The following is a 24,058-nucleotide window of genomic DNA, read 5'->3' as shown; positions in this document are numbered from 1 at the left end:
AGACGGAGTTCGCCAGATGTCGGACAGCGCCTTCACTCCCCGCGTCTTTTCCGGGATCAAGCCCTCCGGCGGGCTGACCCTTGGCAATTACCTCGGCGCGATCAAGCGTTGGGTCGACATGCAGGGCCCCGACTTCGAGACGATCTATTGCGTGGTCGATCTGCACGCGATCACGGTCTGGCAGGATCCTGCCGATCTCAAGCGTTCCACCCACGAGGTGGCCGCCGCGATGCTGGCAAGCGGGATCGACCCCGACAAATCGGTGCTGTTCAACCAGAGTCAGGTGCCAGGCCATGCCGAACTGGGCTGGCTGTTCAACTGCGTTGCCCGGGTGGGCTGGATGAACCGGATGACCCAGTTCAAGGACAAGGCGGGCAAGAACACCGAGAAGGTTTCGCTCGGGCTCTATGCCTATCCTTCGCTGATGGCCGCCGACATCCTGCTCTACCATGCCACCCACGTTCCGGTGGGCGAGGACCAGAAACAGCACGTCGAACTCACCCGCGACATCGCGGCGAAGTTCAACCACGACTACGGCGTCGAGTTCTTCCCGATCACCACGCCGGTGATCGAAGGCCCGGCGATGCGGGTGATGAACCTGCGCGACGGCGCGAAGAAGATGTCGAAATCGGGCGAGTCCGACATGGAGCGGATCAACATGCTCGACGACGCCGATACGATCGCGAAGAAGTTCAAGAAGGCGCGCACCGATCCCGAGGGCCTGCCCTCGGAGGTGGACGGTCTGAAGGACCGGCCCGAGGCGCGCAACCTTGTCGACATCTACGCCGGGCTTGCCGACACCACCACGGAGGCGGTGCTGGGCGAGTTCGGCGGTGCCGGCTGGGGCACGTTCAAGCCGGCGCTGGCCGACCTCGCGGTGGAGAAGCTCGCACCGATCTCGACCGAGATGAAACGCCTCCTCGACGCGCCGGACGAGATCGACGCGCTTCTGGCGAAAGGCGCAGAGAAGGCCGAGACCATCGCCGAGCCGATTCTCGAACGCACCTTCGAGATCATGGGATTCGTCCGCTCGCGACGCTGAGGCAGGCGCACCCGCGCGGGCAAAGGCGTGCCCTGCGCAGGCCAGGCCATTGAACAGACAGGTCTTTCCCGGCGCACCGCCTGTCGCGACGGTGCATGTCTGAAACTGTCACATGGCGGAATCATTGCCGGGTTATCTGTCGCACAGCCGCTACGCCCACTTCCCCGGCCCGGCGGCCCCGCGCAGCTGTCCCTACCCGCTTTGCGCGCTCGCGCCCCCGGCTCATACCACCGGGGGCGCATTTTATTGGGGGGACAAACGCCAAAGGTTGTTGGTGCGGGTGCTCGCAAACCATTGCGAGGCGTTGGGAGATTGGCGGGCGTCTGGCAGCGCAAGACCTCTTGCTGTCTTTCGAGCCGGGGAAAACTGCTGCAATATGGTGGGGCCCGTTTGCGGATAGCGGAACCGAACACCCATGAGATCCAACAAGAGCTGGATAGCCCTTCTACGGGGCGTGAATGTGGGCGGCGGCAACAAGGTGCCGATGGCCGAACTGCGCAAACTCTGTGAGGGCCTGGGCTGGTGCGATGTGCGGAGCTACATCGCCAGCGGCAACCTGATCTTCAACGCCAAGGACGCGGCCGGTGATCTGTCGAACCGCTTGCGCACGGCGATGGCCGAGCAAATGGGGGTTGATGTCCCCATTCTCATACTGCCTGCTGCAACCGTTGCGAAGGCGCTCGAGGATTGTCCGTTCAATCCAGAGCAGGGAAGCGCATGCCACATCTTCTTTCTTTGGCATACACCCATTCTGGATTGGGATGCCTACAGGGCCCTACGTGTGCCCGGCGAAGACCTCCAGTTAGACGGGCGGCGCGCATGGCTGCACACCCCCGGCGGGTTCGGGCGATCGAGACTGGCGGAAAGGCTGCCCAAGGTGATCACGGGAACAGAGATGACAGGACGCAACCTCAACACCCTTCGCAAGTTGGTTGAATTGAGCGCTTGAGCGAAATCGGATTGCGCACCGAACCACCGCTCCGTCCCCCGATACCCTTCCCATCCCCCGATTATCCCGATCTGGATACTTGCCGCCCTGCGCGCCCGGCCCTAGTGTCGCCGCGCAGAATACAGGAGACCAGGATGGCGACGGGCACGAATTTGCGCACATGGTTCGAGGGGCGCTGGCACGAGGGCGACGTGATGGTGATGCGGGCGGCCGATCACGGCAGTTGGCTCGGCACCACGGTGTTTGACGGGGCGCGCTATTTCGAAGGGATCGCCCCCGATCTCGCCGCCCATCTCGACCGGGTCAACCGCTCGGCGGAGGCGCTGATGATCACCCCGTCGGTGAGCACCGAGGAGATGCTTGAGATCGTCTGGGAAGGGCTCGGGCTCTACCCTGCGGGCACCCCGGTTTATATCCGGCCAATGTACTGGGCGATCGAGGGCGGCGATCTGGGAATCGTGCCGAAGCCCGGTGCCACCGGCTTTACCGTGAGCCTGGAGGAAATCCCGATGGCCGCACCCGAGGCCGCGACAACCCTCACCACCACCCGGTTCCGCCGCCCGGTGATGGAGGATGCGGTGGTCAACGCCAAGGCCGGCTGCCTCTACCCCAACAACGCGCGGATGCTGGCCGAAGCCCGATCGAAGGGTTACGGCAACGCGCTGGTGGCCGACGCGCTCGGCAACGTGGCCGAAACCGCTTCGGCCAACGTGTTCATGGTGCGTGACGGCGAGGTGTTCACCCCCATCGCCAACGGCACCTTCCTCGCCGGCATCACCCGCGCGCGCCACATCGCCAACCTGCGCGCCGATGGCGTCACCGTGCATGAAGCCGTGCTGAGCTTCGACGACTTCCACAAGGCCGACGAGGTGTTCCTTTCCGGCAACCTCAACAAGGTCACGCCGGTAACGGAATTCGACGGCAGCCACTACCAGATCGGCCCGATAACCAAACGCGCCCGGTCGCTCTACTGGGATTGGGCGCATTCTGACGCAGCCAAGAGCGCTTGAACCGCGCCAAACCCTCCGCCATGTTGAGGTCAACGCTTAGGAGATACACGAATGCGCAAGTTTCTCGTCGTCCTTGACGACAGCAAGGAATGCCTTAATGCCATGCGGTTTGCCGCCATGCGTGCACAGCACACCGGTGGCGAGGTCGAGATTCTCTCGGTGATCCCGCCGGATGAGTTCAATCACTGGATCGGCGTCGGCACGCTGATGCGCGAGGAGGCGAAGGAACGAATCCACGCCCATTTCGAGGTTTTCGCCAAGTGGATGCGCGACAAGCACGATATCGACCCGCGCTTGGTGATCCGCGAAGGCAACGTTGTGGACGAGATCCTAAATCGGGTCCAGGCGTCGGGTGAGATCGGTGTGCTGGTGCTTGGCGCGGCCTCCGGGCGCGGCGGGCCCGGCCCGATCATCAGCCAGTTGATGCGCGAATCTGGCACCTTGCCGGTGCCGATGACCATCGTGCCCGGCGAGATGTCGAAGGAACGGCTCGAAGCGATCACCTGACGACGATGGCGGGGCTTCAGCCCGGCCCGGCACCGTTGTCGCCCGGCGGAAGCGGTTGCGGCACCGAGGTGCCGGGTGCAACCCGCACCCGGCGGCGCTGACGCAGAGCGACGACATTCGACACCGCCAGTGCTCCGAGCACCAGAGCGCCGCCGACCAGCGCCCAACGCCCCGGGTTTTCCGCCAGCACGACCCAGGCGAGGAGCGGCGCGAGCACGCTTTCAACAAGGATCAGCAGGGCGACCTCCGCCGAGGGCAGGTAGCGTGGTCCGAGCGAGATGAAAGCGGTGGCCCCGGCGATGAAGACGCCGCCATGCAGCACGACCCAGATCCAGTCGTCGTCGGGCACCGACATCGGCTCGGCGAAGGGAAACAGCGCAAGCGCGGCCCCGAAATAGGCGATCGGGATTGCGGGCACCATCGAGCTTGCCTTGAGCTTGCGCGCGGTGGTGAGGGCAATGGCGAAAACCACCGCCACCGACAGCGCCACGAGGTCTCCCGCCAGCGAGGCGTGTTCGGTCTCGCCCGAACCGAAAGCGATGATGGCGATTCCAAACATCACGGTGATGATGGTAAGCGAGGTGCGCCGCGTCAGCCTCTCGCCGAGGAAGATCCAGCTCAGCAGCGCGGCGAAGGCCGGCATCGCGGCCAGAATGAAGACCACGTTGGCCACCGAGGTGAGCGACACCGCGAGCACGAAGAGAAAGCCGGTAAAGCCGATCGAGACGATGTAGAGCCAGATCCCCGGGCCGAGGCGGAGAATTGCGCGGAACGCCCCCGGCCCCTGAAACACCAGAACGCCAAGCGCGATCACGCTGGCGGTGAGCAGCACGCGCCAGAACGCGATGGTGAGCGCAGTGGCGTCGATCAGCCGGACGAAGAGCGAGTCCGGCACGATCAGGATCACGCCGAGCCCGGTGATAAGGAGGCCTTTGAGATGATCTGGCATGGCGGCGAGGAAAGCCCGGGCGCCGCGCGGAATGCAACCCCTTTTCGCCTATGGCGGCGGCACTCCGGGGTCTGTCGCTTGACATCGGGGGCTGTCGTCCGCATATGTAAATCCGACAAAAAAGGTGCGCGAAATGTTCATTCAGACCGAATCCACGCCGAACCCGGCAACGCTCAAATTCCTTCCAGGACAGTCTGTGCTCGACGCGGGCACGGCCGATTTCCCGAATGCCGAGGCCGCTGCGAAATCGCCGCTGGCGCAACGGGTGTTCGAGGTTGATGGCGTTACCGGGGTTTTCTTCGGAACGGATTTCGTCACCGTGACCAAGACCGACGCGGTGGCGTGGGACCATATCAAGGCGGCCGTGCTCGGCGCGATCATGGAGCATTACCAGTCTGGCGACCCGGTGATCGAGGGCGCGGGCGGCGGTGGCCATGCCGCGCACGAGGGTGCGGATTCCGATCTCGTGGCACAGATCAAGGAATTGCTCGATACCCGCGTGCGCCCGGCCGTGGCACAGGACGGCGGCGACATCACCTTCCACGGCTTTGACCGTGGCGTGGTCTACCTGCACATGCAGGGTGCCTGCGCCGGCTGCCCCTCGTCGACGCTGACGCTGAAGATGGGCATCGAGAACCTGCTCAAGCATTACCTGCCGGAAGTGACAGAGGTTCGCGCCGTCACAATCTGACATGAACGCCAAGCTTATCGCCTTCGACACCTCGGCCGCGCATTGCGCGGCCGCTGTGCTTGTGGATGGGACGATCAGCGTCGAGCGCAGGGAACCGATGGCGCGGGGGCAGGCCGAGCGGCTGATGCCTTTCCTGGAGGAGGTTCTGGCCGAGGCCGGGTTGGGCTGGCGCGATCTCGACGCCTTGGCGGTGGGAATTGGCCCCGGCAATTTCACCGGCATCCGCATCGCGGTGTCGGCCGCGCGCGGGCTGGCGCTGGGGCTGGGCGTGCCGGCATTTGGCGTGTCGACACTCGAAGCGCAGGCCGAGGGCGTGGCCCGGCCCTGCCTCAGTCTGGCCGACGCGCGGCGGGGGTTGGTCTATGCCCAGGTTCTGGGTGCGCAGGACGCAGACGAGGCCCCGGTGATCACCGAAAATGCCGCCAGCCTGAGCCCCGCCCTGCCGCGCGCCCCGATGGCCGACCCGGCCACGCTGGCCCCCGCGATGGCCCGGATCGCGGCGGCCCGGCTGGCAGCAGGTTTGCACCCGGCGCGCCCCGCGCCGCTCTACGTCCGCGCCGCCGACGCAGCACCACCGCGCGACCCTGCCCCCGAGATCCTGCCGTGAACCCCGACGCGTTGGCCGCGATTCATGCCCGCGCCTTTTCCGGTGCGCGTGGCTGGAGTGCCGCCGAGATTGCGGGCCTGCTTGATGCGCCCGGCGGTTTCGTCGTGACCGCGGCGGAGGGGTTTGCTCTCGGGCGGGCCGTGGCGGGGGAGGCGGAACTTCTCACCATCGCGGTGGCACCCGAACATCGCCGCAAGGGCCAGGGCCGCGCCCTGCTCGCCGGTTTCGAGGCCGAAGCAGCGGCGCGCGGCGCGGACGCGGCCTTTCTGGAGGTCGCCGCCGACAATGCCGCGGCACGCGCGCTCTACACCGTCTCGGGCTGGCGCGAGACCGGGCGGCGCAAGAGCTACTACCCCCGACCCGGCGGCGCGGTGGATGCGATCACCTTGACGAAAGCCCTCGGCACCTGAGGGGCGCGATCCGTGGAAGACAGCGGCGCGCCTGATCGGTGCTGCCGCGGGCCACCCCGGCACCCGCAACCCTGATCGACCGACCGCCTGAAACAGCGTGGCTCCCCAGGAACAGCCAGCGGATGTCGTCACGCTCGCGTGATCCAAAGGCAACTGCTCCGGTTTGTCGCACCCTGCCCCCTTTCGGGATTGCCATAAACGCAGTAGCGGTGCGACACCAAGGCGAAGTGAGTCGCCACATCTGGCACAGGACCGATCCCGAAATCGGCCCCGCAACATGCGACTGTGGGGCTCAAGACGCTGTTTCGTCCCATTGCCTGTCCTTGGCGGGCGCGGGAACGACCGAAGGAAGGGTTTGAAATTGCACGAGGAATACCGCGCTCGACGATGAGGCTCGCGTAAACTCGCCACCGGGGATCACGCGCCCTCTAGACATATTCAAATCTTTGAAGCAATACCCAGCCATGCAAATCTACCTTCCCATTGCCGAAGTCTCGGTCAACGCGTTCCTGCTCCTCGGACTCGGGGGGCTCGTCGGCGTCCTTTCGGGGATGTTCGGCGTTGGCGGCGGCTTCCTGATGACCCCGCTCCTGTTCTTCATCGGCATCCCGCCCGCCGTCGCCGTGGCGACCGAGGCGAACCAGATCGTCGCCTCCTCGTTCTCGGGCGTGCTCGCACATCTCAAGCGCAAGACCGTCGATATCAAGATGGGGCTGGTGCTTCAGGTCGGTGGCCTGATCGGCGCGGTGATCGGGATACAGATCTTCAACTATCTCAAGGCAATCGGGCAGGTCGATCTCCTGGTCATGCTGTCTTACGTGATCTTCCTCGGCATCATCGGCACGCTGATGTTCTTCGAGAGCCTGCGCGCGATCCTGAGGTCGCGCGGCGGGCAGGCGGTGCCCACGCGGCGGCGCCACAACTGGGTGCACAACCTGCCGTTCAAGATGAAGTTCCGCGCCTCGGGGCTCTATATTTCCGCGATCCCGCCGATCATGGTGGGCGTGCTCGTGGGTGTGCTCGCCGCGATCATGGGCGTCGGCGGCGGCTTCATCATGGTGCCTGCGATGATCTACGTTCTCGGGATGCCCACCAAGGTCGTCGTCGGCACCTCGCTGTTCCAGATCATCATCACCACCGCCTTCACCACGATGATGCACGCCACCACGAACTACACCGTCGACATCGCGCTCGCGGTGCTGCTGCTCGTCGGCGGCGTGATCGGTGCGCAGATCGGCACCCGGATCGGGCTCAAGCTCAAGGCCGAGCAACTGCGGATCCTGCTCGCGCTCATGGTCATCGCCGTCTGCGTGAAGCTCGGGCTCGACCTGTTGTTGATGCCTTCGGAGCTCTACAGCCTTGGCGAGGGAGGACACTGACATGAAACGCTTTTTCTCCCTTGTCGCCGCCCTCGTCGCTTTCGCCCTGCCGGCCTCCGCGCAGCAGGAAGGGATCGTCGCGGGCCTGAGCCAGAACGCGGTTCAGATCACCGCCACCTTTGTCGGCTCGGAGATCCTGATTTTCGGCGCGGTCAAGCGTGACGCCCCTGCGCCCGCAGGCGATCTCGGCGTTGTCGTGGTGGTCGAGGGCCCGTCAGACCCGATCACCGTGCGGCGCAAGGAAAAACGCATGGGGATCTGGGTCAATACCGACGCGGTCGAAGTCGAGGCCGCCCCCTCGTTCTACGCCATCGCCACCTCGGCGCCCTTCGACGAGATCATCTCGCCAGAGTTGAACCGCGAGCGCGACATCTCGATCCCGGAATCGGTGCGCATTCTCGAAGACGAGACCGCGACCGATACCGAGAGCTTTGCCGAAGCGGTGATCCGCATCCGCTCGAAGGCCGGGCTCTACATGATCAACGAAGGCGCGGTGACGATGAGCGAGGACACGCTTTTCAACACCCGTATCGAGCTGCCATCGAACCTCACCGAAGGCGACTACCAGGCGCGGATCTACCTCACCCGGGGCGGCGAACTGGTGGCTGAGCACAGTGCCAGCATCGACGTGCGCAAGGTCGGGCTTGAACGCTGGCTCTACAACCTCGCCCATGAGCAGGCCTTCCTCTACGGCCTGATGTCGCTCGCCATCGCGATCGCGGCGGGCTGGGGCGCATCGGCCTTCTTCCGGGTGTTCCTGCGCAGTTGACCGGGGCAAGATCGGTGCGGGTATCAACCCGGTTTCCGCACCGGCTCCGCAGCCGGCTCAACCCCGGCCAATAAATGGCATCTTCGTTGCCATCACCGTCATGAACTGCACGTTGGCCTCGGGCGGCGGGCTGGCCATGTAGGCCACCGCCTCGACCACCTGGGCCACGTCCATCGTCGGCGGCGGGGCATCGCCCCGCGCCTCGGCAGCGTCGATGATGCCCTGCAACAGGTCGGTTCGGGCATTGCCGATGTCGATCTGGCCGCAGGCGATATCGAACGGCCTCCCATCGAGCGAGAGGGTTTTCGTCAGCCCGGTGATCGCGTGTTTGGTGGTGGTGTAGCTCATCGAGCCGGGACGCGGGCTTTGCGCCGAGATCGAGCCGTTGTTGATGATCCGCCCGCCTTGCGGGCTCTGGCGGCGCATCTGGCCGAAGGCTTCGCGGGCACAATAGACCATCGCATCGAGATTGACCGCGCGGGCGCGGTGCCAGTCCTCCAGCGGAATCTCGTCGATCGGCGCGGCGGGGGTGAAAATGCCTGCGTTGTTGAACAGCACGTCGAGCCGCCCTGCCCGCGCGGCGAACGTGCCAAAGACGCGCGCCACCGCCTCGGGATCGGTCACGTCGGCGGCCAGCACCACCGCGCGGTCCTGCCCCGCCGCGATCTCCTCCAGCAGCGTCTGCCTGCGGGCAACCAGCCCGGTGATCCAGCCATCTGCAAGGAACCGCGCGGCCACCGCGCGGCCGATGCCCGCGCTCGCCCCGGTGATCAGGATGCTACGCGCCATCTTCCTCCGCCTCCAATTCGAGCGGCGCAGGCGGGGATGCGAGGTCGGCAATGCCGAGCGCCTCGGTCGGCCGCGCCAGCGCATAACGGGTGACCCAGTGCAACCGGGTTTCGGCCCGGGTGATCGCGACATAGGCCAGCCGCTTCCACAGCGGGATTCCCGCCTCGACCCGTCCCGCGCGCGACGCCGCCCAGAGATCCGGTGCAAACACCTGAACCTCGGGCCATTGCGAGCCTTGGGCCTTGTGGATCGTCACCGCCGCGCCGTGCAGAAAGGCGGCACCCATGGTGGCGGCGAAGGGAATGAAGGGTTCTTCCTCCTCGGGTTTTTCGATCTTGATGATCGAGGCCACCGAGATCCGCGGGTCTTCCGCACCGACAACGTGCAGCCGCGAAAACCCCTGCTTGCGGCCCGCGCCGAGAAAGACCGCCTGTGCGCCCTTGATCAGCCCCTTGGCCTCAAGTTCGATCCGGCGCTTGCGGTGCTTGAGCGGCAACTCGATTCCGTCGCAGATCAGCGGCTCACCGGGGATGAGTTCGTGATCCGGCGCACCGTGGGCGGCGCGGAAGGCGGTGATCAGGCGCACCCGGGTCTTGTTGCGCCAGACCAGCACCGGCGAGCGCGCCATCAGGTCGGCGTTCACCCGCGGGGCGAGCCTCACGCGGTCGTCGCGCCGGGCGGCGTCTTCCACCATCCGCTCGAAGGCCTCGAAGCTCAGACCCTCATCGCCGAGGGCATGGGCAAGATCGAGGATCGGGTTGTCCTGCGCCTGCCGGTGAACCCGGTGCAGCGTGCATTTGCGAGGGGCCGGAAAGCTGTCGAAGATCATCGCGCCGGACTGGCCCACCGGGGCAAGCTGGGCCGGATCGCCAAACAGCACCAACGCGGGGAAGATCTCCTGAAGGTCTTCGTATTGCTTTTCATCCAGCATCGAGCTTTCGTCGACGAAGCCGATGTCGAGCGGATCGTCGCGGCGCTTCCAGCCGGCAATGAAATCGGAGCCGCGCAAGCCGGCGGCGGCAAGCGCCCCGGGGATGGATTTTTGCGCCTGGTAGAAGGCATAGGCCCGATCCAGCGCCGCCGGCGGCAGATCGGCCACCTCCGGGCGCTCGCCCTGCCCCGCGAGCCACTCGGCGATAGCCTCGTATTCGGGCGCATAGACCGGGGTATAGAGGATGCGGTGAATCGTGGTGGCGGGCACGCCGCGCGCGCGCAGCACGCTGGCGGCCTTGTTGGTGGGGGCAAGAATCGCGAGGGTGCGGCGGTCCTTGCGGCGTTTGCCCTCCCAGTCGCCCGACACGATCTCGACGCCCGCCTCGGTCACCACGCGGGTCAGTTCGGCAAGGAGCATGGTCTTGCCGGACCCGGCCTTGCCGACCACCGCCATCGCCCGCGCCTTGCCCTCGCTCATCGGCGTGGTGACACCTTCGTCGATATCCACGCCGACGCCGCGCAGCAACTCCGCCACGCGGTCATGGGCCTCGGCCTGGTCTTCGGAGAACGCGATCGTGGGCAGCTCGGTCATGGCGCGACCCTACCTGCCGCCGCCACGGGGCACCAGCGCGATCAGCCCGCGCGTGCGGCCTCGACGGCCGGTGCTGCGCCAGGCGGATGCAGCCCCTCGGAAAGCCAGCGCCGCGAGGTTTCGCGCCCGATCCCGACGCGTATAAGGATCGGTCCGAATGCGGCGAGATCCATCGACCAGAGCCCGACCGCCACCGCCGCGCGCCCCGCGCCCGCCCGTCCGAGCACCTCCGGGCGCAGCCCCATCCGGGCATAGACACGCTCCATCCTCGGGTCGAAGACACCGACATAATGCCGGAGCCGAAAGGCCGACATCAACTCGCCCGCACCCAACGCGAGCGCCGCCGCAACCCGGCCCTCGGCCCCGGGGGCCAGGCAGAAGCGTGTGCATTCCCAGATCAGCGGGCTCACGATGGGTTCGCCGCCGTTCAGATGTGCGAAATGCTCGTTGACCATGGTGCGCCCGGTGGTCGGCAAGAATCGCATCGAACCGCCGTGCAACCCGTCATCGCGCTCCCAGACCAGGTAGAGCGGGTTCAACACGTCGTATTGGTCGCGTTCCTCACCCGCGGCATTAACGCGCACCGGCCATCCGAGCCGTTCGGCGAATTGCGCCGTGCGGTCGGTAAACATGCTGTGGCCGAGGCGGGAAAAGCGGCGCAAATCATTGCCGTAGATGTAACGTAGCATGGGGCCTCCCTGTCCAAACCGGTGCGGTCAGGGTGGTCGGCATGGGTTAAGGTTTTCGGCGGGTGCGCTCGGTCGGTTTACGGTCTTGCCGTTCGTCGCTCGAGGTATGGTTTCACATACTATTCAAGCGCCGGATCGTGAGTAGTGTGCACGCATCTGTTGCGTAACGAGTGCCTTGTTTCCAACCGCCGGAGCCTGTTCCAGATCGCGGCCATCGCCCGGCGAAATCCCGCCGAGGCGGCAGGTCAGGGGTCTGCGCGGCCCGGTGTTTCGGCCGAGACTTGGCGGATGACGGGTCATCGGGGCAATTCGTCGCTCGGAATGATCGGAAAGAACCTGCCAGCCGACCAAAGGCCAAACCAGCGCGTGCCTTCATGCTGCTCGTGCCGTCCAAGCTCGACGAGGCGGTAGAAGCTCTTTCGGTCGATCAGCGCCTCGAGGTTGGCGCGCACGGTCACGTATGGCGCAGGCTCGCCGGTTTCGGGATCGCGCGCCACGCGGATCGGGTGATCCGGCCCGGCGGTGCAGGACTCGCCGACGTTGGTGGTGAAGGTCAGGCGCTGGTCGTGGCCCTCTCCCTCCGCCGTGAAATCGACCGCCACGAAGGGCGCATCATCCACTCGGATGCCGACTTTCTCGACCGGGGTGACGAGGAAATAATCGTCACCGTCCTTGCGGATGATCGAGGAGAACAGGCGCACAAGCTCGTGCCGCCCGATCGGGGTGCCGAGATAGAACCAGGTGCCGTCGCGGGCGATGCGGATATCGAGATCGCCACAGAAAGGCGGATCCCAGAGGTGCACCGGTGCCGGGCCCTTTTTGTTGGCGGTGCGCGCGGCGCTGGCCAGGCTTTCGGCGGAAGGTGGGCGATTTGCGCCCTCTGTCGGTTTTGTCATTTGAGAAACATCCCCGGTGCCGTTTAACTGGGCTTAAGTATTGCAAGGAGACGCTTGATGGACAAGGCGGAGGACCTGGTGGCCGACATCGAGGCCCTGGGTGAGAAGCTCGGACAGGCGCGGGCAATGATCGCGCGCCGGATCATAGGCCAGGAGGAGGTGCTGGAACTCACGCTTTCGGCGATGCTGGCGGGCGGGCACGCGCTGTTGATCGGCCTGCCCGGCCTCGGCAAGACCCGGCTCGTCGATACCCTCTCGACGGTGATGGGCCTGCACGGGGGCCGGGTGCAATTCACCCCCGACCTGATGCCCGCCGACATCATCGGCTCGGAAGTGCTGGAAGAAGCCGCGGGCGGCAGCCGCGCCTTCCGGTTTCTGCCCGGCCCGGTGTTCTGCCAGTTGTTGCTTGCCGACGAGATCAACCGCGCCAGCCCGCGCACCCAGTCGGCGCTCTTGCAGGCGATGCAGGAACGCGAAGTGACCGTGGCGGGCCAGGCCCACCCGCTGGAGGCGCCGTTCCACGTGCTGGCGACGCAGAACCCGCTGGAGCAGGAGGGCACCTATCCTCTGCCCGAAGCGCAGCTAGACCGCTTCCTGCTGCAGATCGACGTGGCTTACCCGGATCGCGACGCCGAGCGCGACATCCTGCTCGCCACCACCGGCGCAGAGGAGGCCGAGGTTTCGCCCGTGTTCAGCGCCGCCGAGTTGATCGAAGCGCAACACCTTTTGCGGCGGATGCCGGTGGGCGAGGCGGTGGTGGAGATGATCCTCGATCTGGTGCGCGCTTGCCGTCCCGACGACGAGACCGCGGCCGATTTCGTCCGCGATGCCGTGGCCTGGGGGCCCGGGCCGCGCGCGGCGCAGGCGCTGATGCTTCTGGTGCGCGCACGCGCCCTGCTCTCGGGCCGACTTGCCCCCGGCCCCGACGACGTGATCGCGCTGGCCGCCCCGGTTCTGATCCACCGCATGGCGCTGGGATACGCGGCACGCGCAAGGGGTGAGAGCCTTGCGGGGCTGATCGAACGGGTGGTGGCCGGTCTTCAGGCCACCGAGGCCGCCGCCTGATCCAATGACCCGGCACCCATCTACAATCTGGCCCAAGGTCATCAGGGGGTCCGGGGAGCAACACTCCAGGGCGGTGCCGTCATGACCGCGCTGCGCCCCCGCGCCGAGGCGCTGGCCCAGCCGCTGCCGCCGCTTCTCGCCCGTGCCCGCCACCTCGCGGCGGGCATCGTGCTTGGCGAGCATGGCCGCCGCCGTCCGGGATTGGGCGATGCGTTTTGGCAGTTCCGTCCGGCCCAGCCCGGTGATCCGGCCCGCGCCATCGACTGGCGCCGCTCGGCCCGTTCCGACCAGCATTTCGTGCAGGAAAAGGAATGGCAGGCGGCGCAGGCGGTGGTGTTCTGGGTCGACCGCGCGGCGGCGATGCGCTTTGCCTCCGACAAGGGCGGCGAGACCAAGGCCGAGCGTGCCGCGCTCATTGCGATGGCCACCGCGATCCTGCTCGTGAACGCCGGCGAGAGGGTCGGGCTGACCGAGGCCGAGGCACCGCCGATGCGCGGGCCGTTACAGCTTGAGCGGATCGCGACGGCTCTGGCCGAACCTGCCACGCCCGACTACGGCGCCCCCGAGGTGGCCACCCTGCCGCGCCATTCCCGCGCGGTGTTCCTGTCCGATTTTCTCGGCCCGCTGGCCCCGGTCGAAGCCGCGCTCACCACCGCCGCCGACCGCGGCGTATCCGGCGCGCTTCTGCAGGTGCTCGATCCGGCGGAGGAGGGGTTTCCGTTCGGCGGGCGGACGGTGTTTCACTCGGTGGGCGGGAGTGTCGAATATGAAACCCGGCAGGCGGGCGATCTGAAGGCGCGTTATCTGGAGCGGCTGGCCGAGCGCAAGGCCCGACTCGGCGAATTGGCCCGGCGCACCGGCTGGCAGTATCACCTCCATCATACCGGACATCCGCCCGCCTCGGCGCTGCTCTGGCTCTACCGGGCCCTGGAGGGGCGGATCTGATGTTCAGCCTCGGCCCGATCGGCTTCACCGCACCATGGCTGCTCCTCGGCCTCGCCGCCCTGCCGGTGCTCTGGTGGCTCTTGCGCGCGGTGCCGCCCGCGCCGATCCGGCGTGCCTTTCCCGGGGTGATCCTGCTGCTCGGGCTCGACGACAAGGATCACGAGACCGACCGCACGCCGTGGTGGCTGCTGCTGTTGCGGCTGCTTGCCGTTGCGGCAATGATCATCGGCTTCGCCGGGCCGGTGCTGAACCCCGAGCCGCGCGCGCCGGGGCGTGGACCGCTGGTGGTTCTGATTGACGACGGCTGGGCCGCCGCGCCCGATTGGCGGGCGCGGATCGAGGCGGCGGAGCGGGCGCTCAAGGCGGCGGAAACGGCGGGCCGGCGGGCGGCCGTGCTGCGCATCTCCGAACCACCGCGCGCGCCCGGCGAACTGCCGTTGCGCGCGGCGGGCGATGCGCTGGCCGAGTTGCCTGGCCTCGCACCGCGCCCCTTCGCGCCCGATCTGGGCCCGGCGCGCGATTGGGCAAGCGGCCTGGAGGCTTCGGCGGGGATCGAAACGCTCTGGATTTCCGACGGTCTCGCCAGCCCCGCGCGCGCCGACCTCGCCCGCGCGCTGTCGGGTCTCGGACCGCTGAGGGTGATCGAACCGCCTGCCCCGCGCCTTGGACTGCGCCCGGCGCGGATCGAGGGCGGGTTGGTGCACCTCTCCGCCCTGCGGACACCGGCAGCGGCGGCGCAGGAGATTATCGTGACCGGCATCGGTCCCGATCCGGCCGGGGTCGAGCGCGAACTGGTGCGCGCCACGCTGGATTTCGAAGCCGACGCGAACGAAGCGCAGGCCGAGCTGTCGCTGCCGCCGGAGTTGCGCAACCGGGTGACGCGGTTCGAGATCGAAGGCCTGCGTTCTGCCGGTGCGGTATCCTTGGCCGACGATTCGCTCCGGCGGCGCAAGGTGGCGCTGATCGAAGGCGGTGCCGGGCGCGAAGGTCTCGAACTGCTTTCGCCGTTGCATTACCTGCGCGAGGCGCTGACGCCCACGGCGGAAGTTCTCGAAGGGTCGATCACCGACCTGATCGCTGCCGGGCCGGACGTGGTGATCCTTGCCGATGTCGCGGCGCTCGCCCCGGCCGGGGCGGAAGCGCTGCAAACCTGGGTCGCCGAGGGCGGTCTGCTTCTGCGCTTCGCGGGGCCGCGGCTCGCCGCCGCCGATGCCGGGCGTGGCGAAGACGATCCGCTCCTGCCGGTGCGGCTGCGGACCGGCGGGCGCAGCCTTGGCGGGGCGATGAGCTGGGGCGCGCCGCGCGCACTCGCACCGTTCGAGGAAGACTCGCCGTTCTACGGCCTTTCGATCCCGGAAGACGTGACCGTAAGCGCGCAGGTTCTGGCCGAGCCGGGGCCGGATCTGTCCGATCGCACCATCGCGGCGCTCGCCGACGGCACCCCGCTCGTCACCCGCAAGGCGCTTGGCGATGGGCAGGTGGTTCTCGTGCACAGCACCGCCAATGCCGAATGGTCGAGCCTGCCGCTCTCGGGGCTGTTCGTCCAGATGCTCGAACGTCTGGCCGTCTCGACCCGCGCAGGCAGCCCCGACCGCGGCGAGTTGGCGGGCACGACCTGGCTGCCTGAGCGTTTGCTCGACGGTTTCGGGGCGCTCACCGAGGCGGGTGACCGCCCCGGCCTGCCGGGGGAAATGCTGACCAACCCACCGGGGCCTGAGCTGCTGCCGGGCCTGTACCGCGCCGAGTCGCGGCTCGTGGCGGTGAACGTGCTCGGTGCCGAGGCGGTGCTCGCCCCGGCCGATTGGCCCGCCGGCATCACGCCCGAATGGCAAGAGGCCGGCCGCGAGCGCGATCTTGCGGGCTGGCTCCTGATGGCGGCGCTGACCCTGCTTGCGGCCGATCTGCTCGCCTCGCTGGCGCTCACCGGACGCCTTGCACGCGGCACCGGAAACGCGGTGGCGGCGCTCGGACTGGCGATTCTCGTCGTGTTCCCGGCGGAAACCCTCGCGCAAGAGGCGATCGACGAGGCCACGCTTGCCGGGGCCAACAACGTCACCCTCGCCTATGTGCGCACCGGCGATTCTGGCGTGGACAGGGTTTCCGAGGCCGGGCTCCAAGGCTTGTCGGACCAGATCTACATGCGCTCCTCGGTCGAACCCTCGCCGCCCGTCGGCGTTGATCTGGAGGGCGATGAACTCGCCGTCTACCCGTTGCTCTACTGGCCGGTGACCGCCGACCAGCCCACGCCCTCGGACGCGGCCTATGCACGGCTCAACGCCTTTTTGCGCAGCGGCGGGATGATCCTGTTCGACACCCGCGATGGCGACGTGGCGGGCTTCGGCTCGGGCGCGACCGCGGAAAGCGCGCGGCTGCGCACCCTCGCCCGCCCGCTCGACATTCCGCCGCTCGAACCGGTGCCGGGCGACCATGTGCTCACCCGCACGTTCTACCTGCTGGGCGATTTCCCGGGCCGACACGCGGGGCGCGAAGTCTGGGTCGAGGCGGCCCCGCCGGATGCCGAGCGCGCGGAGGGGATGCCGTTTCGCAACCTCAACGATGGTGTCACGCCGGTGGTGATTGGCGGCAACGACTGGGCCGGGGCCTGGGCAGTGGACGAAAGCGGCCAGCCGCTGTTGCCGGTGGGCCGGGGATATGCCGGGGAACGCCAGCGCGAGATGGCCTATCGCTTCGGCGTCAACCTCGTGATGCACGTGCTGACCGGGAACTATAAATCCGATCAGGTGCATGTGCCGGCGCTGCTCGAAAGGCTGGGACAATGAGCGGCTCGTCGGTGATCTTCGATCCGGCCTTCCCCTGGCCCGTGCTCTGGGCCGCGGCGGGTCTGGTGCTGGCCCTTACCGCGCTGGCGCTCTGGCGCGGGCTCAAGGGCTGGGCGCTGCGCGCGCTCGGGGCGGCCGCGCTGCTCACCGCCCTCGCCGGGCCTTCGCTGCAGACCGAGGAGCGCGCAGGGTTGGGCGATATCCTGCTCGCGGTGGTGGACGAAAGCGCCTCGCAAGCCCTCTCCGACCGCGCCGACCAGACCGAGGCGGCGCTTGCCGCGCTCGAACGCGACGCCGCCTCGAAGGGGCTTGAACTGCGCGTCGCGCGGCTCGGTGATGGCGATGACAACCGCGGCACGCTGGCAATGGGGGCGCTGGCGCAGGCGCTGGCGGAGGTGCCGCGCGACCGGGTGGCAGCGATGGTTCTGATCTCGGACGGTCAGGTGCACGACATCGAGGCTGCCCCCGCCCTGCCCGCGCCGCTGCATCTGCTCGCCACTGGCCGCGCCGACGACTGGGACCGCCGCCTTCGCATCACGTCCGCCCCGGCCTTCGCCATCCTCGGCGAGGAGCAGGCGATCGGGCTGAGGATCGAGGATAGCGGGGCGCATCCGGGCGCGACAACGGCGCAACTGGAAATCTCGGTCGACGGCGGCGAGCCCACCCTGCACGAGGTTCCGATCGGGCGCGATCTGGAAATGCCGGTGACCCTGAGCCACGGCGGGCAGAACGTGATCCAATTCAGCACGCCCGAGGCGGAGGGTGAATTGACCGACCGCAACAATGCCGCCGTTGTCGCGATCAACGGCGTGCGCGACCGGCTGCGCGTGCTGCTGGTTTCGGGCGAGCCGCATCCCGGCTCGCGAACATGGCGCAACCTGCTCAAATCCGACAGCGCCGTGGACCTGGTGCATTTCACCATCCTGCGCCCGCCGGAAAAGCAGGACGGTGTGCCGGTCACAGAATTGAGCCTGATCGCCTTCCCGACGCAGGAGCTGTTTCTCGACAAGATCGACGAGTTCGACCTGATTGTCTTCGACCGCTACATGCTGCGCGGCATCCTGCCCGCCGCCTACCTCGCGTCGGTCCGCGATTACATCCGCACCGGCGGCGCGGTGCTGATCTCGGCCGGGCCGGATTTCGCATCGGCCAGAAGCATTGCGCGCTCGCCGCTGGGCGAGGTGCTGCCGGGACGGCCCACGTCGCGGCTGATCGAGGAACCTTACCTGCCGGAAGTGACCGATCTTGGCGCGCGCCACCCTGTCACGCGCGGCCTTGAGGGGTTCGGCCCGGAAGACGGCTGGGGGCGCTGGCTGAGGCAGGTGGAACTCGACGTGCCCGAAGGCACCGGCATGACGGTCATGAACGGGGCCGACGGCGCGCCGCTCTTGGTGCTCGACCGGGTCGAGGAGGGCCGGGTGGCGCTGATGGCCTCGGACCACGCGTGGCTCTGGTCGCGCGGCTACGAAGGCGGCGGACCGCAACTAGAACTGCTGCGCCGGCTTGCCCACTGGATGATGAAAGAGCCGGAACTCGAAGAGGAAGCGCTCACCGCCACGGCCGAGGGGGAGCAGGTCACGGTCACCCGGCGCTCGCTGGACACCGGCGCGCGGGAGGTGACGGTCACCGGACCCGACGGGGAGGCCATCGTGCTGCCCCTCACCGAGACCCAGCCGGGCCTTTTCAGCACCACCTTCGACGCGCCCGCCATGGGTCTCTACCGGCTCGCGGAAGGTGACATGGAAGCGGTGATCGCGGTTGGCCCCTCGGCGCCGAAGGAGTTCGAGGCGACGCTGGCCAGCCTCGATCTGCTCGATCCGGTGATTTCGCCCTCGAACGGTGGCGCCCTGGCGCTGGAAGACGGCACCCCCAGCTTGCGCCCGGTGCGCCCGGGACGCACCGCCGCCGGGCGCGGCTGGATCGGCTATACACCACGCGAGGCCTTCGTGGTTGAGGCGCTCAGCGTGACGCCGCTTGCCCCGGCCTGGCTGATGCTGCTGATCGCGGCGGCGCTGGCCGTGGCGGCCTGGCTCGTGGAAGGGCGACGGTTGCGAAACTGAACGCCGGCGGCGCGCCGGGTTGCTCGGCGGGGGCGCTGCCACGCCCGATCCGCTGGCGGATCGGGCCAAGTCAAACGCGGGGGCGCTGCCCCCGCACCCCCGAGGTATTTGACGACCCAAGAAGAGATCAGGCCCGCAATTCGGTTTCGAGGAAGCGTTCGAAAGCGTCGAGGTCGAGCGCGTCGAACTGGCCGAATGCCTGCATCCATGTGCTGGCGTCACGCAGCGCCTCGGGTTCGAGCTTGCACCACTTCACCCGGCCGCGTTTTTCCTGGCTGATGAGGCCCGCGCGGGTGAGGATGGCAAGGTGCTTGGAGACGCCCGCGAGCGAGATCGCGAAGGGCTCGGCGACGTCCGTCACCGCCATGTCGTCCTCGAGCAGCATGGTCAGGATCGCGCGCCTTGTCGGATCGGCGAGAGCGGCAAAGACGAGATCGAGGCGCGGGTCCATGTCGCTTGCGATAGGCGACGGGGCGGATTTCGTCAACCGATCGGTTGAATATGGTTTTCAGGGGTGCCGGCGGCAGCGGCATTTTTTCCAGATTGCAGCGCGCCTTGGTGCTTTCAATCTTTTCAAGGCCTTAGGGGGCTGATTGTTGGCGCTAAACCACGTTGACTCATGGCCCCGCGCCGCTTAGCAACCATGCAGGATCATGAGGGGGCATCTGCACCGTGGCAAACCCGATCGACGACCTTCCCCGCGACCGTCTAAAGGCGCTGGAAGAACGGATCGAGAGGGCCAAGGCGGCGGAAGAGGGCGCCACCCACATGAAAAAGGATTATGCCCAGGCGAACCTTGCCTGGCGGATGGTCATCGAGCTTGTGGCCGGTCTCGGGATCGGCTTCGGCATGGGATACGGGCTGGATTACGTCTTCGGGACGATGCCCCTGTTCCTGGTGATCTTCATCTTCCTTGGCCTGGCGGCGGGCGTGAAGACGATGCTCGCCTCGGCACGGGAGATAGAGCTGCAACAGGCCGCGAAAGCGGCTTTGGACGAGGAAGAAAGACGTGGCGACTGAAAACGACGGCGGCCTTGAGTTCCACCCGCTCGACCAATTCATCGTGAAGCCCCTGTTCAGCGATGGCCCGGTGCACTGGTACACCGTCACCAACGTGACGCTCTGGCTGGCCATCGCCCTTGTCGCGATCACCGCGCTGTTCGTGTTCGGCTCCCGCGGCCGGGCCATCGTGCCCTCGCGCACCCAGTCGATCGGCGAAGTGCTCTACGGCTTCACCTACAAGATGGTCGAGGACGTGGCCGGCAAGGACGCGGTGAAGTTCTTCCCCTACATCTTCACCCTGTTCATGTTCATCCTGTTCTCGAACTACCTCGGCCTCTTGCCGATGAGCTTCGCCACCACCTCGCACATCGCGGTGACCGCGGTTCTGGCGCTGGCGGTGTTCTTCACCGTCACCATTCTGGGCTTCGTCAAGAATGGCACGGGCTTCCTCAAGCTGTTCTGGGTATCGTCGGCACCGCTGGCGCTCCGGCCGATCCTCGCGATCATCGAGCTGATTTCCTATTTCGTGCGCCCGGTGAGCCACAGCATCCGTCTTGGCGGCAACATCATGGCGGGCCATGCAGTGATGAAGGTTTTCGCGGGCTTTGCGGCGATCGCCGCCATCAGCCCGGTCGCGGTTCTGTCGATCACGGCCATCTACGGGCTCGAAATGCTCGTGGCCGGCGTCCAGGCCTACGTTTTCACCATCCTCACCGTCGTCTACCTGAGAGACGCGCTACATCCGGCGCACTGAGACGGGCGGGAGCCTACAAGATCAACGCAATTCCATCGTAAGGAGAGACATCATGGAAGGCGATATCGCACAACTCGGTCAATTCATCGGCGCAGGCCTCGCGGGCATCGGCTCGGGTGCCGCTGCCATCGGCGTCGGCCACGTGGCCGGCAACTTCCTCGCCGGTGCCCTGCGCAACCCCTCGGCGGCCGGTGGCCAGACCGCGACCCTTTTCATCGGCATCGCGTTTGCGGAAGCGCTCGGGATCTTCTCGTTCCTCATCGCGCTCCTGCTGATGTTTGCCGTCTGATCCTTTCGGCCCTACCTTACGAACGGGCGAGGATGCGCCACGCGTAGCCTCGCCCGATCCGATCCGGGTTCCAGGAGGACAACATGGCAAGCGGAACAGAAACCACCGCTGACGGCGCGGGCATGCCGCAACTCGATTTCGCGACTTTCCCGAACCAGATCTTCTGGCTCGCGGTTACGCTCGTTGCCATCTACTTCGTGCTGTCGCGCATCGCATTGCCCCGTATCGCCGGTGTCATGTCGGAGCGTCAGGGCACCATCACCAACGATATCGCTGCCGCCGAAGAACTGAAGCTCAAGGCCAGGGAAGCGGAAGAAGCCTATAACCAGGCGCTTGCCGAAGCCCGTGCCGAAGCGCAGAAGATCGCCGCGGAGACCAAGGCCGAGATCCAGGGCGAACTGGCGAAGGCCCAGGAAAAGGCGGACGCCGAGATTGCCGCGAAGGCGGCTGAATCGGAGAAGGCGATCGCCGAGATCCGGGCCGGTGCCGTTGAAAGCGTGAAGGCCGTGGCCAAGGATACCACCAAGGAGATTCTCTCTGCGATGGGGTCCAAGGCCGATGCCAAGGCCGTTACCGCGGCCGTCAACGCGCGGATGAAGGGGTAAGAGCATGAAACACCTACTCAGCCTTGCCCTGATCGCCGCCGCAAGCCCCGCGTTCGCGGCGTCCGGTCCGTTCTTCTCGCTGAAGAACACCGATTTCATCGTGCTGATCGCCTTCATCGTCTTCATCGGCGTGCTGGTCTACTTCAAGGTGCCGGGCATGATCGGCGGGTTGCTCGACAAACGCGCCGAGGGCATCAAGGCCGATCTGGCCGAAGCGCGCGCACTGCGCGAGGAGGCGCAGACCATTCTCGCCAGCTACGAGCGCAAGCAGAAGGAAGTGGCGGAACAGGCCGCGCAGATCGTCGACCACGCCAAGCGCGATGCGCAGGCGGCGGCGGATGTGGCGAAAGAAGACCTCAAGGCTTCGATCACCCGTCGGATCGCCGCGGCGGAAGACCAGATCAAGTCGGCCCAGGATGCCGCCGTGAAAGAGGTACGCGATACCGCGGTCGCCGTTTCGATCGGTGCCGCGAAAGACCTGATCGCCAAGAACATGACCGCGGCCGACGGCAACAAGCTGATCGAGGACGCCATTTCGGACGTCGAAGCGAAGCTGCACTGATCGCACGCGAGTCAGCGAACCAGAAAGGGCCCGGGCCATGCGCCCGGGCTTTTTGCTTTCAGGCCTTGGCCCGGGGCAGTACCGGCGCACTGCGCTCGAGCGCAAGGTCGGCATCGGAAAACCGCCATGGCCCGCGAACGCCCGGCACGCCCTCGGGCGCAATCTGCATATCGCGCGCCTGGATCTGCGGGTCATCGAATGTATCGCTGATGTCGTTGATCGGGCCGGCGGGCACACCTGCCGCCTCCAGCGCCGCGAGGAAGGGCGCGCGCTGCCAGACCTCGGTTGCCTCGGCGAGAATGGCCATAAGCAGGTCGCGGTTGCCGATCCGGGCGGCGTTGGTGGCGAAGCGCGCGTCATCGGCCAGCGCGCCGAGACCGAGGAGCTCGCAAAGCGCGCGAAACTGCCGGTCGTTGCCGACCGCGACAATCACGTGCCCATCCTCCACCGGCAGGGCATCGTAGGGCACGAGGTTGGGGTGAGCATTGCCGAGCCGGCCCGGGTTGGTGCCGGTGGCAAGGTAATTCATCGCCTGGTTGGCAAGGAGCGCCGTGGCGCTGTCGAGCAAGGACATATCGACCATCTGCCCGCGCCCGGTGCGGTGGCGTTGCTCGACGGCGGCAAGTATGCCGATAGTGGCATATAGGCCCGTCACCACGTCGGTCACGGCGACGCCCACCTTCATCGGTTCGCCCCCCTTCTCGCCGGTGATCGACATCAGGCCCGAGAGCCCCTGGATCATGAAATCATAGCCCGGCTGGCGGGCGCGCGGACCATCCTGGCCGAAACCGGTGATCGAGCAATAGATCAGGCGCGGATTAAGGGCCGCAAGGCTTGGATAGTCGAGGCCATACTTGGCGAGCCCGCCGACCTTGAAGTTCTCGATCAGGATATCGGCTTCGGCCACCAGCTTGCGCACGGTTTCCTGCCCCTCCGGGCTGGTGAAATCGGCGATCACCGAGGTTTTCCCCCGGTTGGCGGCGTAGAAGTAGGCCGCGGTTCTGTCGCCGTCGCGCTCTATGAAGGGCGGACCCCAGCGGCGGGTATCGTCGCCCTCGGGGCTTTCGACCTTGATCACCTCCGCGCCCAGATCGGCCAGCGCCTGCCCGGCCCATGGCCCGGCAAGGATACGCGCGAGTTCGACGACCTTCAGGCCCTCAAGCGGTTTCATGGGCAATCCTCACAGGTAGGGCGGCGTGCAGGCCGAGATGATCCGGGCCACACCCGGGCCGGGGTTGCGAAAGCGGTGCGGTGCGCGGCTGTCGAAGAGATAGGCGTCACCGGGACCGAGCACCATGCGCTGATCGCCCACGATCACCTCGATTTCGCCCTCGACCACGATCCCGCCCTCGTTGGCCTCATGCGCGAGCATCGCCTCGCCGGTATCAGCGCCGGGGGCGTAGGTTTCATAAAGGATCTGAAGGCCGTGCGCGGTGGCGTCACCGACCTGCGCGATGGCAACACCGTCGCCAAGATGGCCAGTGAGATCGGTCAGGTCGCAGGCGCGAAAAAACACCTGCGCAAGTGATGTCTCGTCGGGTTCAAAGAAAGCCGACATCGTGATACCGAGGCCGCCGAGAATGCGCCGCAGAGAGGCCACCGAGGGCGAGGAGCGCCCGGTTTCGATCATCGAGATCTGGCCGTGTGGCACCTCGGCCCGCTCGGCCAGTTGGCGCTGGCTCAGCCCGGCCTTTTGGCGCAGGATCTTGAGCCGCGCGCCCACGTCGAATTCATCACCCATCCGGCGCCCCCTTCCCGGTTTGCGCAATTTTCTCCTAGCATTG

The 24,058-nt window shown here is 66.9% G+C and carries 26 protein-coding genes; 18 read left to right on the top strand and 8 right to left on the bottom strand.

From position 1 onward, the window contains the following. The first annotated feature begins 16 nt into the window (after positions 1-16). The 4 genes from trpS to B9Y97_RS10465 all read left to right on the top strand — a co-directional run bounded on the left by trpS (position 17) and on the right by B9Y97_RS10465 (position 3,508). Complete coding sequence (gene trpS / locus B9Y97_RS10480; protein ID WP_085526685.1) at positions 17-1,042, top strand: tryptophan--tRNA ligase; 1,026 nt, start codon at positions 17-19, stop codon at positions 1,040-1,042. Between the two features lie 415 nt (positions 1,043-1,457). Further along, on the top strand, positions 1,458-1,991 hold the full coding sequence (locus B9Y97_RS10475) for a DUF1697 domain-containing protein (protein WP_085526684.1): 534 nt from the start codon (positions 1,458-1,460) through the stop codon (positions 1,989-1,991). Positions 1,992-2,125: 134 nt separating this feature from the next. Further along, on the top strand, positions 2,126-3,001 hold the full coding sequence (locus B9Y97_RS10470) for a branched-chain amino acid aminotransferase (RefSeq protein WP_085526683.1): 876 nt from the start codon (positions 2,126-2,128) through the stop codon (positions 2,999-3,001). 51 nt (positions 3,002-3,052) lie between these two features. Next, on the top strand, positions 3,053-3,508 hold the full coding sequence (locus B9Y97_RS10465) for a universal stress protein (RefSeq protein ID WP_085526682.1): 456 nt from the start codon (positions 3,053-3,055) through the stop codon (positions 3,506-3,508). A gap of 16 nt (positions 3,509-3,524) precedes the next feature. Here B9Y97_RS10465 and B9Y97_RS10460 read toward each other — a convergent pair whose 3' ends face one another. Next, positions 3,525-4,457, bottom strand: a complete 933-nt coding sequence (locus B9Y97_RS10460; RefSeq protein WP_085526681.1) for a DMT family transporter — start codon at positions 4,455-4,457, stop codon at positions 3,525-3,527. 133 nt (positions 4,458-4,590) lie between these two features. Between B9Y97_RS10460 and B9Y97_RS10455 the strand changes: the two genes are divergently transcribed. From B9Y97_RS10455 to B9Y97_RS10435, 5 genes are all read left to right on the top strand, one after another. After that, a complete protein-coding gene (locus B9Y97_RS10455) occupies positions 4,591-5,148 on the top strand; it encodes a NifU family protein (RefSeq protein WP_085526680.1) in 558 nt (185 codons plus the stop codon). A gap of 1 nt (position 5,149) precedes the next feature. After that, positions 5,150-5,755 carry a tRNA (adenosine(37)-N6)-threonylcarbamoyltransferase complex dimerization subunit type 1 TsaB gene (gene tsaB, locus B9Y97_RS10450; RefSeq protein ID WP_085526679.1) on the top strand — a complete coding sequence of 202 codons (606 nt, stop codon included), beginning with the start codon at positions 5,150-5,152 and terminating at the stop codon, positions 5,753-5,755. Continuing rightward, positions 5,752-6,165, top strand: a complete 414-nt coding sequence (locus B9Y97_RS10445; protein ID WP_176224344.1) for a GNAT family N-acetyltransferase — start codon at positions 5,752-5,754, stop codon at positions 6,163-6,165. The genes tsaB and B9Y97_RS10445 overlap by 4 nt, the downstream gene beginning before the upstream one ends. 464 nt (positions 6,166-6,629) lie before the next feature. After that, positions 6,630-7,544 carry a sulfite exporter TauE/SafE family protein gene (locus tag B9Y97_RS10440; RefSeq protein WP_085526678.1) on the top strand — a complete coding sequence of 305 codons (915 nt, stop codon included), beginning with the start codon at positions 6,630-6,632 and terminating at the stop codon, positions 7,542-7,544. A gap of 1 nt (position 7,545) precedes the next feature. Then, on the top strand, positions 7,546-8,313 hold the full coding sequence (locus B9Y97_RS10435) for a TIGR02186 family protein (protein WP_085526677.1): 768 nt from the start codon (positions 7,546-7,548) through the stop codon (positions 8,311-8,313). Between the two features lie 57 nt (positions 8,314-8,370). Here B9Y97_RS10435 and B9Y97_RS10430 read toward each other — a convergent pair whose 3' ends face one another. The 4 genes from B9Y97_RS10430 to B9Y97_RS10415 all read right to left on the bottom strand — a co-directional run bounded on the left by B9Y97_RS10430 (position 8,371) and on the right by B9Y97_RS10415 (position 12,212). After that, on the bottom strand, positions 8,371-9,102 hold the full coding sequence (locus B9Y97_RS10430; RefSeq protein WP_085526676.1) for an SDR family oxidoreductase: 732 nt from the start codon (positions 9,100-9,102) through the stop codon (positions 8,371-8,373). Continuing rightward, on the bottom strand, positions 9,092-10,627 hold the full coding sequence (locus B9Y97_RS10425; RefSeq protein ID WP_085526675.1) for an AAA family ATPase: 1,536 nt from the start codon (positions 10,625-10,627) through the stop codon (positions 9,092-9,094). The genes B9Y97_RS10430 and B9Y97_RS10425 overlap by 11 nt, the downstream gene beginning before the upstream one ends. A 41-nt stretch (positions 10,628-10,668) precedes the next feature. Further along, on the bottom strand, positions 10,669-11,316 hold the full coding sequence (locus B9Y97_RS10420; RefSeq protein WP_085526674.1) for an acyl-homoserine-lactone synthase: 648 nt from the start codon (positions 11,314-11,316) through the stop codon (positions 10,669-10,671). A 296-nt stretch (positions 11,317-11,612) separates the two neighbouring features. Then, positions 11,613-12,212 carry a DUF1285 domain-containing protein gene (locus B9Y97_RS10415; protein ID WP_085526673.1) on the bottom strand — a complete coding sequence of 200 codons (600 nt, stop codon included), beginning with the start codon at positions 12,210-12,212 and terminating at the stop codon, positions 11,613-11,615. Between the two features lie 57 nt (positions 12,213-12,269). Here B9Y97_RS10415 and B9Y97_RS10410 point away from each other — a divergent pair, with 57 nt between their 5' ends. From B9Y97_RS10410 to B9Y97_RS10395, 4 genes are all read left to right on the top strand, one after another. Next, positions 12,270-13,277, top strand: a complete 1,008-nt coding sequence (locus B9Y97_RS10410; protein WP_085526672.1) for an AAA family ATPase — start codon at positions 12,270-12,272, stop codon at positions 13,275-13,277. An 81-nt stretch (positions 13,278-13,358) separates the two neighbouring features. After that, positions 13,359-14,222: a DUF58 domain-containing protein gene (locus B9Y97_RS10405; RefSeq protein ID WP_085526671.1), complete on the top strand. Its 864-nt coding sequence runs from the start codon at positions 13,359-13,361 to the stop codon at positions 14,220-14,222. After that, on the top strand, positions 14,222-17,002 hold the full coding sequence (locus B9Y97_RS10400) for a DUF4159 domain-containing protein (RefSeq protein ID WP_085526670.1): 2,781 nt from the start codon (positions 14,222-14,224) through the stop codon (positions 17,000-17,002). The genes B9Y97_RS10405 and B9Y97_RS10400 overlap by 1 nt, the downstream gene beginning before the upstream one ends. Continuing rightward, on the top strand, positions 16,999-19,062 hold the full coding sequence (locus B9Y97_RS10395; RefSeq protein ID WP_085526669.1) for a hypothetical protein: 2,064 nt from the start codon (positions 16,999-17,001) through the stop codon (positions 19,060-19,062). The genes B9Y97_RS10400 and B9Y97_RS10395 overlap by 4 nt, the downstream gene beginning before the upstream one ends. 127 nt (positions 19,063-19,189) lie before the next feature. Here B9Y97_RS10395 and B9Y97_RS10390 read toward each other — a convergent pair whose 3' ends face one another. Then, positions 19,190-19,513 (bottom strand): ArsR/SmtB family transcription factor, encoded by a 324-nt coding sequence (locus tag B9Y97_RS10390; RefSeq protein ID WP_085526668.1) that lies wholly within the window; start codon positions 19,511-19,513, stop codon positions 19,190-19,192. A 221-nt stretch (positions 19,514-19,734) separates the two neighbouring features. On the opposite strand from B9Y97_RS10390, the gene B9Y97_RS10385 reads away from it, so the two are divergent. The 5 genes from B9Y97_RS10385 to B9Y97_RS10365 all read left to right on the top strand — a co-directional run bounded on the left by B9Y97_RS10385 (position 19,735) and on the right by B9Y97_RS10365 (position 22,274). After that, the gene (locus B9Y97_RS10385; protein WP_254900895.1) at positions 19,735-20,082 is read left to right on the top strand and encodes an AtpZ/AtpI family protein; all 348 of its coding nucleotides are present in this window, start codon (positions 19,735-19,737) and stop codon (positions 20,080-20,082) included. Further along, a complete protein-coding gene (locus B9Y97_RS10380; RefSeq protein ID WP_085526667.1) occupies positions 20,072-20,818 on the top strand; it encodes a F0F1 ATP synthase subunit A in 747 nt (248 codons plus the stop codon). Before B9Y97_RS10385 ends, B9Y97_RS10380 begins: the two co-directional genes overlap by 11 nt. Positions 20,819-20,870: 52 nt before the next feature. Beyond that, positions 20,871-21,107 carry a F0F1 ATP synthase subunit C gene (locus B9Y97_RS10375; protein WP_085526666.1) on the top strand — a complete coding sequence of 79 codons (237 nt, stop codon included), beginning with the start codon at positions 20,871-20,873 and terminating at the stop codon, positions 21,105-21,107. A gap of 83 nt (positions 21,108-21,190) precedes the next feature. Then, complete coding sequence (locus B9Y97_RS10370; RefSeq protein ID WP_085526665.1) at positions 21,191-21,712, top strand: F0F1 ATP synthase subunit B'; 522 nt, start codon at positions 21,191-21,193, stop codon at positions 21,710-21,712. A 4-nt stretch (positions 21,713-21,716) separates the two neighbouring features. Beyond that, positions 21,717-22,274 (top strand): F0F1 ATP synthase subunit B, encoded by a 558-nt coding sequence (locus B9Y97_RS10365; RefSeq protein ID WP_085526664.1) that lies wholly within the window; start codon positions 21,717-21,719, stop codon positions 22,272-22,274. A 58-nt stretch (positions 22,275-22,332) separates the two neighbouring features. Here B9Y97_RS10365 and B9Y97_RS10360 read toward each other — a convergent pair whose 3' ends face one another. Then, positions 22,333-23,445 (bottom strand): CaiB/BaiF CoA transferase family protein, encoded by a 1,113-nt coding sequence (locus B9Y97_RS10360; RefSeq protein ID WP_085526663.1) that lies wholly within the window; start codon positions 23,443-23,445, stop codon positions 22,333-22,335. A gap of 9 nt (positions 23,446-23,454) precedes the next feature. Then, complete coding sequence (locus B9Y97_RS10355) at positions 23,455-24,015, bottom strand: cupin domain-containing protein (protein ID WP_085526662.1); 561 nt, start codon at positions 24,013-24,015, stop codon at positions 23,455-23,457. Between the last annotated feature and the right edge of the window lie 43 nt (positions 24,016-24,058).

Origin of the sequence: Maritimibacter sp. HL-12, assembly GCF_900177545.1 — a bacterium.
Lineage (GTDB): Bacteria > Pseudomonadota > Alphaproteobacteria > Rhodobacterales > Rhodobacteraceae > Sinisalibacter.
Note: the sequence above shows the minus strand (reverse complement) of the source record. Positions and strands in the feature narration are given on the sequence as shown.

Bases quoted from the DNA above. Each gene is read 5' to 3' on its own strand.
- B9Y97_RS10395 (WP_085526669.1), top strand. From the start codon at position 16,999: ATGAGCGGCTCGTCGGTGATCTTCGATCCGGCCTTCCCCTGGCCCGTG.
- B9Y97_RS10360 (WP_085526663.1), bottom strand. From the start codon at position 23,445: ATGAAACCGCTTGAGGGCCTGAAGGTCGTCGAACTCGCGCGTATCCTT.
- tsaB (WP_085526679.1), top strand. From the start codon at position 5,150: ATGAACGCCAAGCTTATCGCCTTCGACACCTCGGCCGCGCATTGCGCG.
- B9Y97_RS10365 (WP_085526664.1), top strand. From the start codon at position 21,717: ATGAAACACCTACTCAGCCTTGCCCTGATCGCCGCCGCAAGCCCCGCG.
- B9Y97_RS10475 (WP_085526684.1), top strand. From the start codon at position 1,458: ATGAGATCCAACAAGAGCTGGATAGCCCTTCTACGGGGCGTGAATGTG.
- B9Y97_RS10405 (WP_085526671.1), top strand. From the start codon at position 13,359: ATGACCGCGCTGCGCCCCCGCGCCGAGGCGCTGGCCCAGCCGCTGCCG.
- B9Y97_RS10465 (WP_085526682.1), top strand. From the start codon at position 3,053: ATGCGCAAGTTTCTCGTCGTCCTTGACGACAGCAAGGAATGCCTTAAT.
- B9Y97_RS10370 (WP_085526665.1), top strand. From the start codon at position 21,191: ATGGCAAGCGGAACAGAAACCACCGCTGACGGCGCGGGCATGCCGCAA.
- B9Y97_RS10460 (WP_085526681.1), bottom strand. From the start codon at position 4,457: ATGCCAGATCATCTCAAAGGCCTCCTTATCACCGGGCTCGGCGTGATC.
- B9Y97_RS10440 (WP_085526678.1), top strand. From the start codon at position 6,630: ATGCAAATCTACCTTCCCATTGCCGAAGTCTCGGTCAACGCGTTCCTG.
- B9Y97_RS10470 (WP_085526683.1), top strand. From the start codon at position 2,126: ATGGCGACGGGCACGAATTTGCGCACATGGTTCGAGGGGCGCTGGCAC.
- B9Y97_RS10420 (WP_085526674.1), bottom strand. From the start codon at position 11,316: ATGCTACGTTACATCTACGGCAATGATTTGCGCCGCTTTTCCCGCCTC.
- B9Y97_RS10455 (WP_085526680.1), top strand. From the start codon at position 4,591: ATGTTCATTCAGACCGAATCCACGCCGAACCCGGCAACGCTCAAATTC.
- trpS (WP_085526685.1), top strand. From the start codon at position 17: ATGTCGGACAGCGCCTTCACTCCCCGCGTCTTTTCCGGGATCAAGCCC.
- B9Y97_RS10355 (WP_085526662.1), bottom strand. From the start codon at position 24,015: ATGGGTGATGAATTCGACGTGGGCGCGCGGCTCAAGATCCTGCGCCAA.
- B9Y97_RS10415 (WP_085526673.1), bottom strand. From the start codon at position 12,212: ATGACAAAACCGACAGAGGGCGCAAATCGCCCACCTTCCGCCGAAAGC.
- B9Y97_RS10375 (WP_085526666.1), top strand. From the start codon at position 20,871: ATGGAAGGCGATATCGCACAACTCGGTCAATTCATCGGCGCAGGCCTC.
- B9Y97_RS10435 (WP_085526677.1), top strand. From the start codon at position 7,546: ATGAAACGCTTTTTCTCCCTTGTCGCCGCCCTCGTCGCTTTCGCCCTG.
- B9Y97_RS10430 (WP_085526676.1), bottom strand. From the start codon at position 9,102: ATGGCGCGTAGCATCCTGATCACCGGGGCGAGCGCGGGCATCGGCCGC.
- B9Y97_RS10410 (WP_085526672.1), top strand. From the start codon at position 12,270: ATGGACAAGGCGGAGGACCTGGTGGCCGACATCGAGGCCCTGGGTGAG.
- B9Y97_RS10425 (WP_085526675.1), bottom strand. From the start codon at position 10,627: ATGACCGAGCTGCCCACGATCGCGTTCTCCGAAGACCAGGCCGAGGCC.
- B9Y97_RS10400 (WP_085526670.1), top strand. From the start codon at position 14,222: ATGTTCAGCCTCGGCCCGATCGGCTTCACCGCACCATGGCTGCTCCTC.
- B9Y97_RS10390 (WP_085526668.1), bottom strand. From the start codon at position 19,513: ATGGACCCGCGCCTCGATCTCGTCTTTGCCGCTCTCGCCGATCCGACA.